Origin of the sequence: Proteiniphilum sp. UBA5384, assembly GCF_002410825.1 — a bacterium.
GTDB lineage: Bacteria > Bacteroidota > Bacteroidia > Bacteroidales > Dysgonomonadaceae > Proteiniphilum.
Window position 1 is genome coordinate 4,673 of the sequence record NZ_DHOS01000056.1, and the last position, 16,603, is coordinate 21,275.

Below are 16,603 nucleotides of genomic sequence, written 5' to 3' on the forward strand. Positions count from 1 at the left end.
GTTCATGGTGATGGTCTGTTCCACATTGTGACCGAACTCGTGCACGGCAATATTGTAACCCTTATAATCCAGTCCTTCCGCCCCGATCCGGGTACGTAGCCGAGCGACATCATTCCGCATTTCAGCCCCCCAGGCATGGCCTGCGCCACGTGAAGCATCGACGGTCACAAGGGAAGTGATTTCCTTTGCTTTGGCCGGTTTCCAGCCCAGTTTCACTAAAATATTGGGCAGATCTTCCTCTAATGCTTGTGCATCGGGATACTTCCGTGAAGTGATGGCTGTCAGTTCATCTTCGGGAATGCCTTCTCCCGATTTGAAACCATTATACCAGATATCGAACGGCTCCAGTTTACGCCCCAACCGTGATTCGATAAAGGATGCCACTTCTTTCACCTGCGGAGAAGAGATTAATCCCCGAAACAATTCTTCCACATCTTTTTGCGGTACTTCCATGGTACCATCGAACGCGCGGACAAGTTGGGTGGGATAATCCGGAGAATAGGTATCCAACTGGCGCATGGCATGAAAATTTTTCAGAAATACCCCATATCGCCGGGTATCTTCGGGTTTGGAAGCAACAGTTCCTCCATTCTTGTCAAACAACTCATTCGTTATCGGATTCCATGAATAATTATCGCTGTTGATCACCTGTAGAGGAATAGACTGGTCAATAATACGTTGCATTACCTTGTAAACCATCCGCTGTTTTTCCAGCCCTCTTTCCTTATCAGCATAATTTGATTTCAGTTCGTCGCGTAACCCCCAGTGGGAGATCAGTTTCATAGTAGAAGGAAACAGTTGTTCCCCGGCCTCATTCCGGAGCTCTCCCATATAAATATTGTAATCGGAGATATAAGCATCCGCCTCTGTAATGGTTCTGGAAATATCCTGTAAAATAGCGGCCGGCACACGCGCAGTAAACCGGTCTCCCATCCGCGCATAGGCCCATTCCTTACGGCTCCAGTTTTCACCCAGTCCGGTTTTTTCATCCAGCGTATAAAAGGGGAAATTCAATGCCGTAATAAAAGCGATTTGATTGGCATACAGGTCATCTGTCAGATGTGCCGAAACATCGTACCCTCCAAACATCATGTCCACCGGTGTGATCTCAGGCCCTTCCAGTTGCAGGGGAGCTTTGAGCATCACATCTATCTTGTGATAGTAACCGTAAATTATCTCCAAATTACGTTCCAGCGTATTGAACATCCGGGAAAGTTCCGCCGTATCACTGATAAACGAGTTCTTACAAAAGTCGGAGAAGTCATCCACCGTGCCATCTGTTTCTCTCCAAAGATCAGCCACTTGCCATACGCCCCGCTCTATACGGAATGCGTGAGACTCTCCAAGAGAGTCTTTGAGTTGTTTAACTACGGTCTCTACCTTGGCTTCAGAAATAAAATCGGTTGTCTGCATTCTATTTTTGTTATTTTGATCGGAACTGTTACACGCCACTAATCCGATAAGAAAAGTAGAAAGAATAAAAGATAAGAATTTTTTCATGACTTTATTTTTAGTTGAACTATGCTGAGACGCATCTTATATTATACAAAGATATAAAAATCAATTAAAAAACATCTTCAATATACCCGATGTTACAGAATTTTTTTATAGTTTTACACCACGACATTTGTTCGGAGAAAATTTGTTTTACGGAAGTAACTGCCGAGTTGCTATGTGGATAAAGCAAATCAATCAAATAGTTTTAGTCGTATGAAATTAATAAATACCTTGCTTTTATTATTAGTCACTGTCGCCATTGTCGGGCAGGAGTCAAGTATTATTGCAGAAAACGCAAAAGTGATACAGGCAGGTACGGGCTATGCATTTACCGAAGGCCCGGCTGTTTCACCTGATGGGAAAGTTTTCTTTACAGACCAACCTAACGATCGCATTTATGCATGGGATGAAATCCGGGGAATTGAGTTGTGGTCGGATAGCACCGGAAGATCCAACGGCATGTATTTCAATACTGATAGCCAGCTAGTTGCTTGCGCCGATCTGTATAATCAACTTGTATATTTCGACCGCGATAAAAAGAAACATCTTCTCTTTGAAAATTATGAAGATAGATATCTGAATGGCCCTAACGACTTATGGATCGCTCCTAATGGTGATATCTACTTTACTGACCCTTATTATCACCGGGACTACTGGAAAGAGGGACATGCACCAGCACAGGATGTACGGGGTGTCTATCATCTTTCACACGAAGGTGTGGCATCACGTGTGATAGATGATTATAAACAACCCAACGGAATCATAGGGACACCCGACGGCAAGATATTGTACGTGGCAGATATAAACGATCGGAAAATATGGAAGTATGGAATCCAGCCTGACGGAGCCCTCTCCGGTAAGACTTTCTTTGCGCCTGAAGGTTCTGATGGAATGACTATCGATGACCGCGGAAACATCTATCTCACCATGGGTAAGGTCTGGGTTTATTCTCCGGATGGGGAAATGATACAAGAGATCGAAATACCCGAAAGTCCGTCCAACGTTTGTTTCGGCGGAAAAGACCGGGATATTCTGTTCATCACGGCACGCACTTCGGTCTATATCTTAAAAATGAATGTGAAAGGTGTCCAGTAAATATCTTCAGGAAAAATCCGGGAAACGACTATTATTACATTAGACTCTGTATTGATTGAAGACTAAGATAATTGATAGTCAAATACATAAAACACTATTCGATATAAATTCTATTATAAAATAAAAACAATATGAACGAAATCAACAAGTACGTAGAAACACACAAACAGCGGTTTTTAGATGAACTTTTCGAACTGATCCGCATCCCGTCCATCTCATCCCTTCCTTCACACAAACCCGACATGTATCGTGCCGCCGAAAAGTGGAAAGAAATCCTGTTGGCAGCCGGTGCCGACAGAGCAGAGGTGATAGAAACCGATGGGAACCCGGTGACTTATGGGGAAAAAATCATAGACGATAAGGCACCGACCGTGTTGGTGTACGGTCATATGGACGTGATGCCGGTCGATCCACTCGACCTCTGGAAAACCGATCCATTTGAACCGGTAATAAAAGACGGGAAAATATGGGCGCGTGGCGCAGATGACGACAAAGGCCAGTCGTTCATGCATGCCAAAGCGTTCGAGTATATGGTACAATCCGGAGAACTGGGATGCAACGTAAAATTCCTTATCGAAGGCGAAGAAGAGGTGGGATCCCCCAATCTTCCCAAATTCTGTAAAGAACACAAAAAAATGTTGCAGGCCGATGTAATCCTCGTATCTGACACCTCAATGATTGCCCCTGACGTGCCCTCCATCACTACAGGCTTGCGCGGTTTGGCCTACTGGCAAGTGGAAGTGACGGGACCTTCTGCCGATCTCCACTCAGGGATATTCGGCGGAGCGGTAGCCAATCCTATCAACATTCTCTCAAAGATGATCGCCCGGACTATGGATGATGAGGGACATATTCTCATTCCCGGTTTCTATGACGACGTGTTAGAGGTCTCAAAAAAAGAACGGGCTATGATGGCCAAAGCGCCTTTCTCCCTACAGGAATACAAGAAGTCGGTCGGCGTGAAAGAACTCTCCGGGGAAAAGGGATACACCACCAATGAACGCACCGGCATACGACCTACTTTCGACGTATGCGGTATCTGGGGCGGCTACACCGGTGAGGGAGCCAAGACAGTTTTACCTTCCAAAGCTTATGCCAAGATCAGCACCCGGCTGGTTCCAAATCAGGATTATAAGAAAATAGAGAAACTATTTGTGAAATATTTTGAATCCATCGCCCCGAAATCGGTAAAAGTGAAGGTAGAATACCTCCATGGAGGGCCCTCCTACGTTTGCCCTATTGATCTCCCTGCCTACAAAGCGGCAGAAAAAGCATTGAAGGATGTGTACGGAAAAGATCCCGTACCGGTTCGCTCCGGTGGCAGTATTCCCATCATCGCCACTTTCGAGGAGATATTGGGAATTAAGTCAGTATTGATGGGCTTTGGACTGGGATCGGATGCCATTCATTCTCCCAATGAGAACTTCCCGCTAGAACAGTTCTATAACGGTATCAGAACACTTCCTCTCTTTTATCAGTATTTTAGTAAAATGAGTGTGAAGAGCTAAAAAACGTTTACATAGGCAACATAACTCGTGGTTTTGGTAACGGGAGTCAACGACAGGTAGCCGGAAAGTATCTTTCCGTTCTCTACTTTGAGAGGGGATTCCCGTTGCATTTTCTCATTGAACGACAAAGCGCTTTCCGGTTTCTTAAAATAATCCACTACGAACTTCCCTTCTCCACCGGGATGCATGTACCGTTCATGGAAGAAACGCGCAACCAACCCCATATTCATTCGCATATTGATCTCCACACAGGGTTGGATACGATATCCGCAGGAGGTCTCACATACCATCATGTCGACTCCCGCGTAACCTGTATAAAGCGGGAAACGGTGGGATAATTTTTCTTCTATGGAGTATCTAAGCCGGTGTAATAATTCAATTGAAGCAAATTTACCAAGCTTTTCCTCAATCCTCGCATCGCTAAGCAACTCATTTCCGGTATATGCGCCAGAAGCAGCTGTCCTAAACAAGGAATAACCGGCAAAATCGGCCTTGCCTTCATGCAAGTAAAATTCCATCGCGAAATCCTGTACTTTGGATAGCACAGGCTCCGCTACTACCCCACCTTGCTCCCGGACAACTCTCCGACACCAGTCACATTGTTTATCCGTAATTCCGCCCAATATCCATATCAACCCTTTTCCGCTACCGGAGAGAGGCATCTTCAGCACCTTATTCCCGGGTGAAGACTCCAACCAATTATACAATTCCTCCGTATCCGTGAAGAAATGCGATTCTCCGCAAACACCTGCTTCTTCGGTTTTCAATTCACTCAATATCTCTACGGCATGTTTCCTGCTCGAATAATGCCTCAGACATATTAATTCTTCCGGTGAAGGCAATACTTCCTCATTTGCGCCGTACGATACAAGTTTTTTCCTTAACGTAGGATTCCATCCCCAGGGAACAATTTTGAGATGAGGGTATAACGCTATATCAGAAAAAGGGATCAGTGATGCATGGAGCGGTAAAATTTTCTTGATTGACGCCAGAAATGAATGGTTCAACTCTCCTTCGGCAATTACTACCGCTTCCTTATTATTCCTTCCGAAGGTCCTTCGATCCATTCCGGCATACCAAATGGGCAGGATAGCCAACTCTTCCGTCATCCGGTTCGCAGACGCGGGCGGGGTATAGTTCGCAGTGAAATGAGCCAGTGCGAGATCGTTCTCGGGATTAAAAAGATACATCTACTATAAGAGTTCGGTTCCGGCTGAAAGTTCGGTATATCACGTAAATCTATTGATATTCTTTTATCTCGATATCACCGTTAATCGCAAGAAGGGCGTTCTCTGCCAGAGCACCCATCTCATCCTGTCCCGGATAGACATGGACAGGAGCAATACGATATACCCGCTCTATGACAAGGTTACAGAACCATTTGCTATTGGCAATCCCCCCGGTGATCAGGATCGAATCCACTTCACCCTTCAGCACGGTAGACATAGCTCCTACCTCTTTTGCCACCTGGTAGGCCATGGCTTCCAGCACCTCCTTGCATTTTTCATCTCCATCTTTCGCTTCCCGTTCGGCCAGATAGGCATCATTTGTTCCCAGATAGGCCATCATTCCGCCTTTCCCCATAATCATGGCATACATCTCTTCATAAGTATACCGGCCGCTGAAAGCCGCTTTCAAGAGCGCTCCCGCGGGGAGTGTCCCCGATCGTTCCGGGGAGAAAGGGCCATCGCCATCCAACCCCTGGTTCACATCAATGACTCGTCCCTTGCTGTGTGCCCCAACCGTAATGCCTCCTCCCAAATGAACCACGATAAGGTTCAGATCCTCATATTTCTTCATGATAGAGTTGGCGTGTGTGCGGGCAATTGCTTTTTGGTTGAGCGCATGGAAGATGGAACTCCTCTCGAAGTCGGGGTGTCCCGAATATCTGGCCAACGGATTGAGCTCATCCACCACCACCGGATCGGCAATAAAAGCTTCGGCCGACGGGAGTAGCTTTGCAATATCGGCGGCTATCAATCCGCCAAGGTTACTGGCATGTTCCCCGCGTTTGCATTCCAGCAGGTCTTTCCTCATCGCCTCATTCACCCGATAAATTCCGGAGCCGATCGGTTTGACCAGTCCACCGCGACCAATCACCGCATCAATCGTCTCTACCGGCACATCCGCATTCTTCAATTCTTCATAAACAACCTCCTTGCGGTATTCATATTGGTCTGTGATCCTTTTGAATTTGCTCAGTTCTTCCAGTGAATGTTTAATCGTTTTCAGGAAAATCACTTTTTCCTGTTGAAAGATAGCGATTTTTGTGGAAGTGGAGCCGGGGTTAATCACTAAAATACGTGTATTTATTGCCATATCTATATTTTATTTTATTGGTTTAGAATCATTTTTCGAAGCTGCCCTCCATTAATCTATCAGCGTGGACAGAGCGATAGAGAGCAATTTACTCCGTTCATCATCTGACCGCGAAGTCAGTACGACCGGCACAGCGGCGCCCATTATCACCGCAGCCGAGGAAGCCCCTCCCAAGAAATTGAGCGCCTTGTAAAACATGTTTCCCGCTTCGATATCGGGTGCAAGGATTACATCGCAGTCGCCCGCCACCTCCCCGCCGATGCCTTTATGTCGTGCTGCCGCCGTACTCACCGCGATATCGATGGCGAATGGGCCATCAACCACACACCCTTTCACCTCACCTCTTGCATTCATCTCTTTCAATAGAGCAGCATGTACCGTTGCCTCCATCTTTGGATTCACGGTTTCTACTGCGGCAGCCACTGCCACCTTAGGATTCCCGATCCCGATTCCCTGACATGCTTTCACCGCATTGTGAATGATCTGGACCTTTGCTTCCAGATCGGGAGCAATATTCATTGCGACATCCGTTACACAAAATATTTTATGGTAATAAGGAGATTCAAAGAAAGCCACATGGCTCAGCAACTGGTCCGTACGTAATCCTATATCTTTATCCAGTACCGCTTTCAGGAGATCACCGGTACCCACGAAACCTTTCATGATAATATCTGCCTCCCCGTTTTTTACTTTCGATACGGCTATCCGGGCAGAAACAGCCGCACCCTCCCTATTATCAATTAATTCGATGCCATCCAGGGAAAAACCGATCAGTTGTGCTATTCGTTGAATTTTCTCTTTATCACCCACCAGCAAGGGGATGATAATTCCCTCTTTCATAGCATTCTGCAAGGCTTTTAAAACATGTTCGTCTTCGGCAGCGGCGACAGCCATCTTTCGGATGGGTCGGTTTTTCGCTTTCCGGAGTAATTCGGTCAAATCGCGGATCATAGCAACTATTATTTTGCGTCGTTTTACTTGCAAATAAACAAAAAATATAGCAATCCGCAGCTATAAATCAAGCGTTTTTTTGACAAAAAGTAAATAAAGGAAGAGATAAATATAGATTTGGGGCATTCTTTATGAAAACTCGCTGGGAGAGACGCCAAATTTCTTTTTAAAACTTGAAGAAAAATGAGAAGCGGTACTAAACCCGGTCAAGTCGGCGATCTCCGACATCGTATATTTGCGTTCACGGATGAGTTCGGCAGCCCGGTTCAATTTATAGGTCTTAAAGAATACATTCGGATTCTCACCCGTGAGTCCTTTCACCTTATAATAGAATTTGGTACGGCTGATATGAAGTATTTCCGTCATACGAGAGATATTCAGTTCAGGATTGGACAGTTCTGTCTCCATCAGGTTATACAAGCTATCCATAAATGCCATGTCCTGCGAATTAAGCATCTCTTCCGAGAGAGTATTCGATTTTGTGGATCCGGAGAGTATCTCTCTGGAGTAATCCCTGTTTTTCAGTTGAGACTTCACCAAAGCGAGTAGATAAGAGGGGTCGAACGGTTTGGTGACATAGGCATTGGCGCCAACATTCAAACCCTCTATCTGGTCATTGATGGTGACTTTGGCAGTGAGCAGGATAACCGGAATATGGCTGGTGGAGATATTCTCCTTGAGCCTGAGACAGAACGACAGTCCATCAGTCTCAGGCATCATCACGTCGCTGATAATCAGGTCGGGTTCCACATCTACAATCAATTTCCACGCCTTCTCTGCATCAAAAGCGGTGACAACATTATAGGCCGGCGAAAGCAGTGCTTTGAGGTAATAGGTGATTTCGGTATCGTCGTCCACCACCAAGAGTGTATTCTTGGGCTTTTCGTTCGGTTTCTCCTGTTCTGTTTGGTAGAAAGAGGTGTCAAGAGGCGGTGTGGGTTGTCTGGATTCTGACTCCGTCCCGGTTTCATAATTCAGCTCCGAATTCGCATAAGACTCCATATTCACGGGTAGGATAAATGAAAAGAGGGAGCCTCCCTCGAGTTTATTGGCAGCTTTGATATAACCATGGTGCAATTCCACCAGTTTACGCGAGAAATACAGCCCGATTCCGGTTCCCCAGTTCACATGTCCCGAATCCCCGTTTGATACCTGATAATATTTTTTGAAAACATCTTCCAGTTGGCTCTCCGAAATACCGATACCCGTATCTCCCACTGATATTTGAACATACTCCTTATCCCTGTCTTCTTCGGTCAAAGGATAACTATCGGCTGCATCCTCCCGGGATACGACATCGAAACGGACATCGATCACACCTCCCGGTTTTGAGAATTTCAATGCGTTCGACAGAAGATTGCTCAGTACCTTTTGCAGCACGTCTGTGTCTGCCCACATCCGGAAAGGATTTTGCAGACCGGAAGTGATCATCGAGATCTGCTTTTCTTCCGCGTTGATACGGAATATTTCAAGTTGTTCCTTCACGACGGCAGTGACCTCCACAAAATCGATCTTGAGACTCAGCACATCACTTTCCAACTTGTTAAAGTCCATCAGCTGATTGATCAGTCTCAACATACGATCCACGCTCCGCTGCACGATCATTAGCAGGTTCCGGTTTTCATCGTTGATGTCCGGATCATTACCCAGTTGGTTGATGGGGCCGGCAATCATGGTTAATGGCGTCCGGAACTCGTGGGAAATATTCGCGAAGTAACTCATGTTCACCTGGTTTATTTTTTTCTCCTGTTCCTTTTCATAGACCGCCTGACTAATTTTTCTGCGGTTTGTCCTCAAACGGATCACCAGGTTGAATATGAAGAAGACCGTAGTTAATATTACCAGCAGATAGAAAACAAGCATGGGAATTGTTAGCCAGGGGGCACGTTTGACTTGGAGGGAGATCGATGTGGTGACCTCCTCCACCGAATTGTCGGTGCTCATGCTTTTTACCTTGAATGTATATTTTCCCGCCGGCAGGTTGGAGTAAAATGCCTGCCGGAGTGTATTTGCTTCAATCCAATACGGGTCAAATCCTTCCAGCTTATAGGCATACTTCACACGATGGAACTCACTGTAATCAAGTGCCGCATAGGATATCTGAAAACTGTTCTGATTATATGCCAGCGTAACCGGGGGATTCATGATCATTTCAGTTTCAATGATACCCCCTTCCTCGGGCACCACCTTTCGGTTGTGAATCTTCATTTCTTCAATAAAAAGAGGGATCCTGCTACGGTTGGTCACATCAATGGGGTCGAATATGGTGAGACCATGGGTGCCGCCCAATACCACCGAACCATTATTCAGTCTGCACGAACTGCGTTCATTGAACTGGTTCCCCCCTATCCCGTCGTTTTTGTAATAGGAGGTGATCTGGCCTGTCGTGGAATCATACTTGCTCAACCCATATAATGTGCCGATCCACAAATTACTTTGTGCATCTTCGATGATACTGCTCACGTCGTTGCAGGTCAGCCCTTTGACAGGCTCAATCGTTTTGTCCCGCAGGGAGAATCTAAACAATCCGTTGCCATAGGTGCCAATCCACACATCTCCCCTCGAGTCCTCGTATGCTGCTATGGGGAAAAAGACACCCGAATGAATATGGGACAGGATGTCAACCTCTTCCATCTCTTTGGTTCGTGGATCAATGATACGCAAGGTCCTTCCGAAAGAGGCGATCAGTAATTTCCCGTTCGAAAGAGAGATCAGTCCGTTGGTGAAATTGAAACTTTTGGGGTAAAGTTGGATCGACTCAAATTCATCGGTTTCATTCAGGAAATAGAGGTATTCACCACTTCCCGCGGCCCAGATGGTGCCAAAATAATCCTCAGTCATACTGTTTATATTCAATCCCAGATTGAAAGTCTTATCCCGCACCAATTGGTTATTACTGTACCTGCAACGTATAATCTTGCCGTTTGTCTGTAACCAGACAGTATTTTTCGAATCTATAAAAATGGCATTTACACGATCCTGAAAAAATTTGTCTTCAATGAATAAGCTACTCATGTCAATATCCCTCAACCGCTGCTCCAACGGGCTCCACACTTTCAATCCATGGGTCCGGGTAACAATCCACAGGTTCTGTTCTTGATCCACCGCGGTAGATATCACCGATTTCTCTTCCATCTGCACCCGCAAATGATCATTCGCGTTAAAGCGCTGCTTGTACTCATAGTGAACAGAAAAACCTTGATCGTATGAACCGATCCATAAATTCTTCTTCTTGTCCCGGTAGATAACCGTGATGTCCGTCTCAGGAACGGTAAACGGGAATCTTCCGTCAGACTGATGCGTGATCTCCCCCGAGTATGTGTTGAAAAGAAACAGCCCTTCTCTTTGGGTATTTATTAAAAGTGACACATCGTCATAGGGGTAGATCATGGTAAGGATAGCACCAGATAAAACAGGGTGATCACGTATTGGGGAAGGCAATGGAATGAACTCCGCGCTCTTCGTATCCAACACAAAAGTCTCATTTCCGGCGGCCAGCCAGAGTTCCCCGTTTTTCCGGAGAAAAGAGTAATGGATAGCCTTGGTGAGTGGAAAAGTTGAAATCAGCGAGAATGTCTTCCCATCATGGCAGTACACCATAGAAGGACTCACGCTCCAGAAACGCCCCGCCTCATCAATATGAAAACCATATACGGCCGCGTTCTCATGGGGAAATGTAATCCGTGAAACAAATCTGTCTTCCTCGGTATCATATTCACAAATATCCAAAACGGTGTTTACAAAAACCCGCTTGTCCTTGTCCTCTCTTATATATACAATATTCTGGCTGTAGCTTTCAACAGGAACAGGCCGGAAGACACCTTGCTTATTGAACAGGTTCACCCCAAAGGTGGTGCCTACCCATAGCCTGCCTTTCGAATCGCTGAAGACACTTTGTGCTTGGTTACTCGAAAGGGTGAGACTATCTTCCGTGTGGAAGAATTGTTGGAAACTATATCCGTTATACTTGTTTACGCCCCGATTGGTCCCGATCCACATATAGCCAAACTCATCCTCTTCAAAACAGGAGATATGTTGGTTGGAAATATTGTCGGAGGCAATTGCAGAAGGTAACTCCGCATTTCTCACGTCCGGATGTTTCCCACATGCCAAAAAAAACACAGAAAAAACAAAAAAGAAATAATATGCTTTCAAAATATTCATTCGTTTAGTAAAGCAAATATAACAAAAAAGAAAGAATTTTATAAATAGAATAACCTCCACGCTATGTTGTTAAACAGCTTTTAACCAAACAGGACATCTTTTGAACAAATTGAACAGATCGATAAACATATTGGCAAACCCAATGAATAAAGAGGACAGCCCTCTTTGTCATAAACCGGTACGTTTGCATCGGGTTTTATGTGAAATTTAACTTTATCAAATCAAAAATGTGTATTGTGAGGCATTATTATTCAAGTCTTGTATTCATATTCGCCTTTATCTCTTGCGTGGCAGATCCTTCCTCCCGTGAAGCATCCGCTACCTATAGAGGAGAGATTATCACGAATGGAAAAGATCTGGTAGTACAAACCCAATCCGGCAAAGTGGCCGGATACAAGGAAGAGGGAGTTTATATCTTTAAGGGGATCCCGTACGCCGAAGCCGACAGGTTTATGCCACCCCGGGAACCGGAGCCGTGGGAAGGTGTAAGAAGCTCTCGGGCTTATGGTCCAACCAGCCCCCAGGGATTCCGGAGCGGGTGGCTGTCGGACACACAGGCATTTGCCTTCGACTGGGACGATGGGTATCCCGGTGAAGATTGCCTGCGGATAAATATATGGACGCCCAAGACAGGCAATGATAAAAAGCGGCCCGTCATGGTCTGGCTTCACGGGGGCGGATACGCCGCCGGCTCAGGGCAGGAACACCCCGCGTATGAGGGATCCAATATGGCTCGCCGGGGTGATGTGGTGGTGGTTTCATTGAATCACCGTTTGAATGTATTGGGATTTCTGGACTTGTCGGCTTTCGGTGACAAGTATGCGCAATCGGGAAATGTGGGATTGCTCGATCTGGTTGCCGCGCTGGAATGGGTCAAAGAAAACATCGAACAGTTTGGAGGAGATCCCAATAATGTGACCCTGTTCGGACAATCAGGTGGAGGTGGGAAAGTGACCACCCTAATGGCAACGCCCGCCGCGGAGGGTCTTTTCCATAAAGCGATCGTGCAAAGCGGATCGTTGCTCAGAACTATGGAATCCAAATATTCCCGCCGGATCGGCGCTGCCACAATAGAGGAATTAGGACTTAAAGCGTCACAGATAGAGGAATTGCAGCATATTCCATACGAGCAACTCCTGGCCGCTGGAAATAGGGCGATCACGAAAGTGAAGGAAGAGAGCCTCAAAGAGGGATTCAACATCTTTCTTTTCAACTGGTCGCCCACTGTCGACGGAAACATATTGCCTTCACAACCATTTGAGGGCAAGGCTCCCGAGATATCGAAAAACGTTCCGATGATGATCGGTTCCACGTTGCACGAATTCATGATGAGCGGCTGGAGACCGGAGTTGAAGACTCTGAGCAGGAATGAGGCCAAGAAGGAATTAGAAAAGACCTATGGCAAACAAACTGATCGCTTTCTTGAAGCATTCGCCAGGGCTTATCCTGATCATACAACCGCAGACCTGTTTGACGTTGACTTCCGCTTCCGTCCGGACGCGGTGCGCCAGGCAAAAATGAAACATGAGCAACAGGGCGCTCCGGTCTATATGTACCTGTTTACTTGGGAATCCCCCGTGCTTGACTACGCGTTACGCGCGAGCCATTGCATGGAAATTCCTTTCGTATTCGACAATATTTATCGATCAAGGAGCATGACTGGAGGAGGAAAAGAGGCGTATGTGCTGGCAGAAAGAATGAGTACGGCGTGGATTAATTTCGCGCGTGCCGGAAATCCGAATACAGAATTATTGCCTGAATGGCCGGCATTTGACCCGGTGGATGGCGCCACCATGATTTTCGACAACCGGTGTGAGATATGGAATAATCACGACCAGGCGGTGCTCCAACTCATTGACACCATACCGTATCGAGGACTATAAACCCTTTCTCTGGGGGTTACGCGGAGATAAAACAGAATTATAAATATTAATAACTAGTATCGTATGAAAAAAGTAACTGTGCATTTGTCACAAACAACTGATCGAAACGCCAGGAAAAGACTGGCTTCTCTTCTGGGAGTTTTAATTTTCTTTTTTTCAGCCGCTTACGCTCAAAACGCGCAAGTTGCCGGAAAGATAACCGATGTCGCCGGCGATCCATTGATTGGCGTGAGTGTAGTACAAAAGGGAACGACCAACGGAACCGTGACCGATTTCGACGGTAATTATCAACTTTCCCTACCCGCGGGCAGTGTGATCAGCTTCTCTTACATCGGCTATACAACTCAGGAAGTGACGGTAAATGATCAAACAGTGGTCAACATCATACTCGAAGAAGATACAAGAGCATTGGATGAACTTGTTGTAGTGGGGTATGGCGTGCAGAAGAAAAGTTCTGTTACCGGCGCAATTTCTCAGGTGAAACCTGAAGATATTCAGAACCGGACTATTAGCAACGCACAACAGGCATTGCAAGGTAAAACCGCGGGAGTACAAGTCATTCAGACTTCGGCAGCTCCGGGATCATCTCCTACCGTACGTGTCCGTGGCTATTCATCGAATGTGTCATCTAATCCTCTTTATGTTGTAGATGGCGTTCGTTTGTCGGATATCAGTGGTATTGATCCAAATGATATTGCTTCCATGGAAGTGCTGAAGGATGCTGCTTCTGCTGCTATCTATGGTGCTGAAGCGGGGAATGGTGTGGTACTTATCACCACAAAGAAAGGGAAAGCCGGTCAAGGTAAAATTTCTTATGATTTCCAATACTCCTCTCAATCACTGGCAAACATTCCTAAAATGTTGAATGCAGAACAGTACATAGACTATATGGTAGAATCGAATACCTTTACACAGGATTATCTTTTACAAAACTGGAATGGCGTTACCAATACAGCTTGGGCGGATGTGGCTTTTGAGAACAGCAATATGCAGCGTCATAACATTGCATTCATGAATGGGAACGAAAAAAGTAACTACTACCTGTCGCTTTCCTATTTAGATGATGATGGCATTGTAAAAGGTGATGCTGATTCATACCAACGTTTGACTGCCACCATCAATTCTGAAAGTGAGATTAAACCTTGGCTAAAAGTAGGAACGACTAACCAAATTGAAAAGTACAATGTCCGGAGTGTGTCAACTAATAACGAATATGGCAGCTTGCTCACCTCTATTCTACAGCTGGATCCTTTGACACCGGATACCTATAGTTATGAGAATTTGCCGTCTCAGATGTTAACCGCCCTAAACAATGGCAAGCATTTACTACAGAATGAGAATGGAGATTATTATGCCGTATCCAAATACTACGCTGGTGAGCAGTATCACCCTATGATCATGCGGGACAACAATATTGGTAAAAACAGCGGGTATAATGTCAACGGCTCTGTTTATGGCGACTTTAAGCCTCTGAAGGAATTAACCCTTACTTCCCGTTTCGGATATAGATTATCCGGCACCCGCAGCTCGAATACCACCCTCCCATTCTATGGCAATGCCACACAGAGCCGCGATTACGTGGGACAGAACAATACCTCTTCCACAACGATTTATTATCAATGGGAAAACTTTGCCAATTACATGCAAACTTTTGGAGACCACACGGTAACGGGCATGTTGGGGATGTCATACCAAGAGTCTTCTTATGATTTCGTATACGGCAGTCTTGCGGCTAATGAGGAAGACGCGTTGTTGAAGAATGATCCACTGTTCTATTATCTGAATTATGCTTCGGCTTCTGCCATTAAAGGGGTCGGTGGAGAAAAAACACGTACGGCCAAGCTCTCCTACTTCGGACGTGTAGGCTATGAATTTGTGGGGCGTTACTTCCTGCAAGCATCGCTTCGTGCTGATGCTGCCGACCTTGCCTATCTCCCTTCTACAAATCGATGGGGATATTTCCCTGCAGTATCGGCAGGATGGACAATCTCAGAGGAAGATTTCTTCGCCCCACTGAGGGATCAAATCAGCAGCCTGAAACTTCGTGCCAGTTGGGGGCAGAATGGCAGTTTGGCCGCATTGGGAGGCTATGCATATAGCACAGACATGGCATTAGGCGGACTTTATCCTTTTGTGCCGGGAAATACCTACATTACGGGCACCTCTCCGTCGACGTTGGGTAATGATGAGCTGAAATGGGAAACCTCCGAGCAGATAAATATCGGGATCGATGCCCGCTTCTTCCGTGACAGGCTGACTTTCGGCATGGACTATTTCGATAAGAAAACCAAAGACCTGTTAGTGTCAGGTACCACTCCTTCATTGATTATCGGTGGATCTACCTCTCCAATGAATGCCGGTGATGTGAGCAACAAAGGATGGGAGTTTGAATTAGGTTGGAGGGATCATATCAACGATTTTCACTATAGCATCAGTGCAAACCTAGCCACGTTGAAGAATAAAGTGACCTATATCGATCCTTCCATCACTCGTCTTTCAGGTGTGAACTTTCATACGAATACCATCACCTATTTCGAACAGGGATACCCCGTCTATTATTTCCGGGGATATAAATTCAACGGTGTGGATCCGGAAACAGGCAATCCTACATTTGCCGATTTGGACAATAGCGGCGATCTAAACGATGGTGACCTGACATATATCGGTGATGCCATTCCTGACTTTACGTACGGTATTACTTTGACTGCCGGATGGAAAGGACTTGACTTAACAGTGTTTGGCACTGGTTCTAGTGGAAATGACATCTTCAATGCAATCAATCGTCCCGATTATGCGGCATCCAATAAAATGAGGGAAGTGTTCTATGACAATCGTTGGACAACTTCCAACACAAACGGTTCGGTACCACGCGCCGGTGCCACTAATATGGATAAATACCAGGTCTCTGATGCATTGGTATACGATGGCTCGTTCTTTAAGATTAAACAGATCCAGTTGGGGTATACCATTCCTAAAAACATCACGAACAAAATCAATATCAGCAATCTCCGACTGTATGGATCGTTGGACAATTTCTTCACCTTCACCAAATATCCAGGGTTTGACCCTGAAGCCGCAGCCAACTCTACATCGGGGATGGGCGTTGATAAAGGTTCTTATCCGAGTTCTAAAAAAGTGGTGTTCGGTGTTAATCTGGAGTTTTAATAACCCTCAAATGAATAATAA

At 45.8% G+C, this 16,603-nt stretch carries 9 protein-coding genes; 4 read left to right on the forward strand and 5 right to left on the reverse strand.

Annotation, left to right across the window (positions count from 1 at the left end; genetic code table 11):
• On the reverse strand, window positions 1-1,500 hold a 1,500-nt coding region (locus B4G81_RS10895), incomplete at its 3' end, for a hypothetical protein (RefSeq protein WP_294082405.1).
• A 210-nt stretch (window positions 1,501-1,710) separates the two neighbouring features.
• On the opposite strand from B4G81_RS10895, the gene B4G81_RS10900 reads away from it, so the two are divergent.
• Together B4G81_RS10900 and B4G81_RS10905 are read left to right on the forward strand one after the other, a co-directional pair.
• Window positions 1,711-2,592: an SMP-30/gluconolactonase/LRE family protein gene (locus B4G81_RS10900; RefSeq protein WP_294082409.1), complete on the forward strand. Its 882-nt coding sequence runs from the start codon at window positions 1,711-1,713 to the stop codon at window positions 2,590-2,592.
• 131 nt (window positions 2,593-2,723) lie between these two features.
• On the forward strand, window positions 2,724-4,100 hold the full coding sequence (locus tag B4G81_RS10905; RefSeq protein WP_294082411.1) for a dipeptidase: 1,377 nt from the start codon (window positions 2,724-2,726) through the stop codon (window positions 4,098-4,100).
• Here B4G81_RS10905 and B4G81_RS10910 read toward each other — a convergent pair.
• The 4 genes from B4G81_RS10910 to B4G81_RS10925 all read right to left on the reverse strand — a co-directional run bounded on the left by B4G81_RS10910 (window position 4,097) and on the right by B4G81_RS10925 (window position 11,534).
• Window positions 4,097-5,290 carry a hypothetical protein gene (locus B4G81_RS10910; RefSeq protein WP_294082413.1) on the reverse strand — a complete coding sequence of 398 codons (1,194 nt, stop codon included), beginning with the start codon at window positions 5,288-5,290 and terminating at the stop codon, window positions 4,097-4,099. The two genes, B4G81_RS10905 and B4G81_RS10910, sit on opposite strands and share 4 nt — an antisense overlap.
• A gap of 49 nt (window positions 5,291-5,339) precedes the next feature.
• Window positions 5,340-6,419, reverse strand: a complete 1,080-nt coding sequence (gene buk, locus B4G81_RS10915) for a butyrate kinase (protein ID WP_294082415.1) — start codon at window positions 6,417-6,419, stop codon at window positions 5,340-5,342.
• Between the two features lie 51 nt (window positions 6,420-6,470).
• Complete coding sequence (locus B4G81_RS10920; protein WP_294082417.1) at window positions 6,471-7,370, reverse strand: bifunctional enoyl-CoA hydratase/phosphate acetyltransferase; 900 nt, start codon at window positions 7,368-7,370, stop codon at window positions 6,471-6,473.
• A gap of 129 nt (window positions 7,371-7,499) precedes the next feature.
• Window positions 7,500-11,534 (reverse strand): hybrid sensor histidine kinase/response regulator transcription factor, encoded by a 4,035-nt coding sequence (locus tag B4G81_RS10925; RefSeq protein WP_294082419.1) that lies wholly within the window; start codon window positions 11,532-11,534, stop codon window positions 7,500-7,502.
• A gap of 227 nt (window positions 11,535-11,761) precedes the next feature.
• On the opposite strand from B4G81_RS10925, the gene B4G81_RS10930 reads away from it, so the two are divergent.
• Window positions 11,762-13,417 carry a carboxylesterase/lipase family protein gene (locus B4G81_RS10930; protein ID WP_414703192.1) on the forward strand — a complete coding sequence of 552 codons (1,656 nt, stop codon included), beginning with the start codon at window positions 11,762-11,764 and terminating at the stop codon, window positions 13,415-13,417.
• Between the two features lie 63 nt (window positions 13,418-13,480).
• Complete coding sequence (locus tag B4G81_RS10935; protein ID WP_294082423.1) at window positions 13,481-16,582, forward strand: SusC/RagA family TonB-linked outer membrane protein; 3,102 nt, start codon at window positions 13,481-13,483, stop codon at window positions 16,580-16,582.
• Window positions 16,583-16,603: the final 21 nt, after the last annotated feature.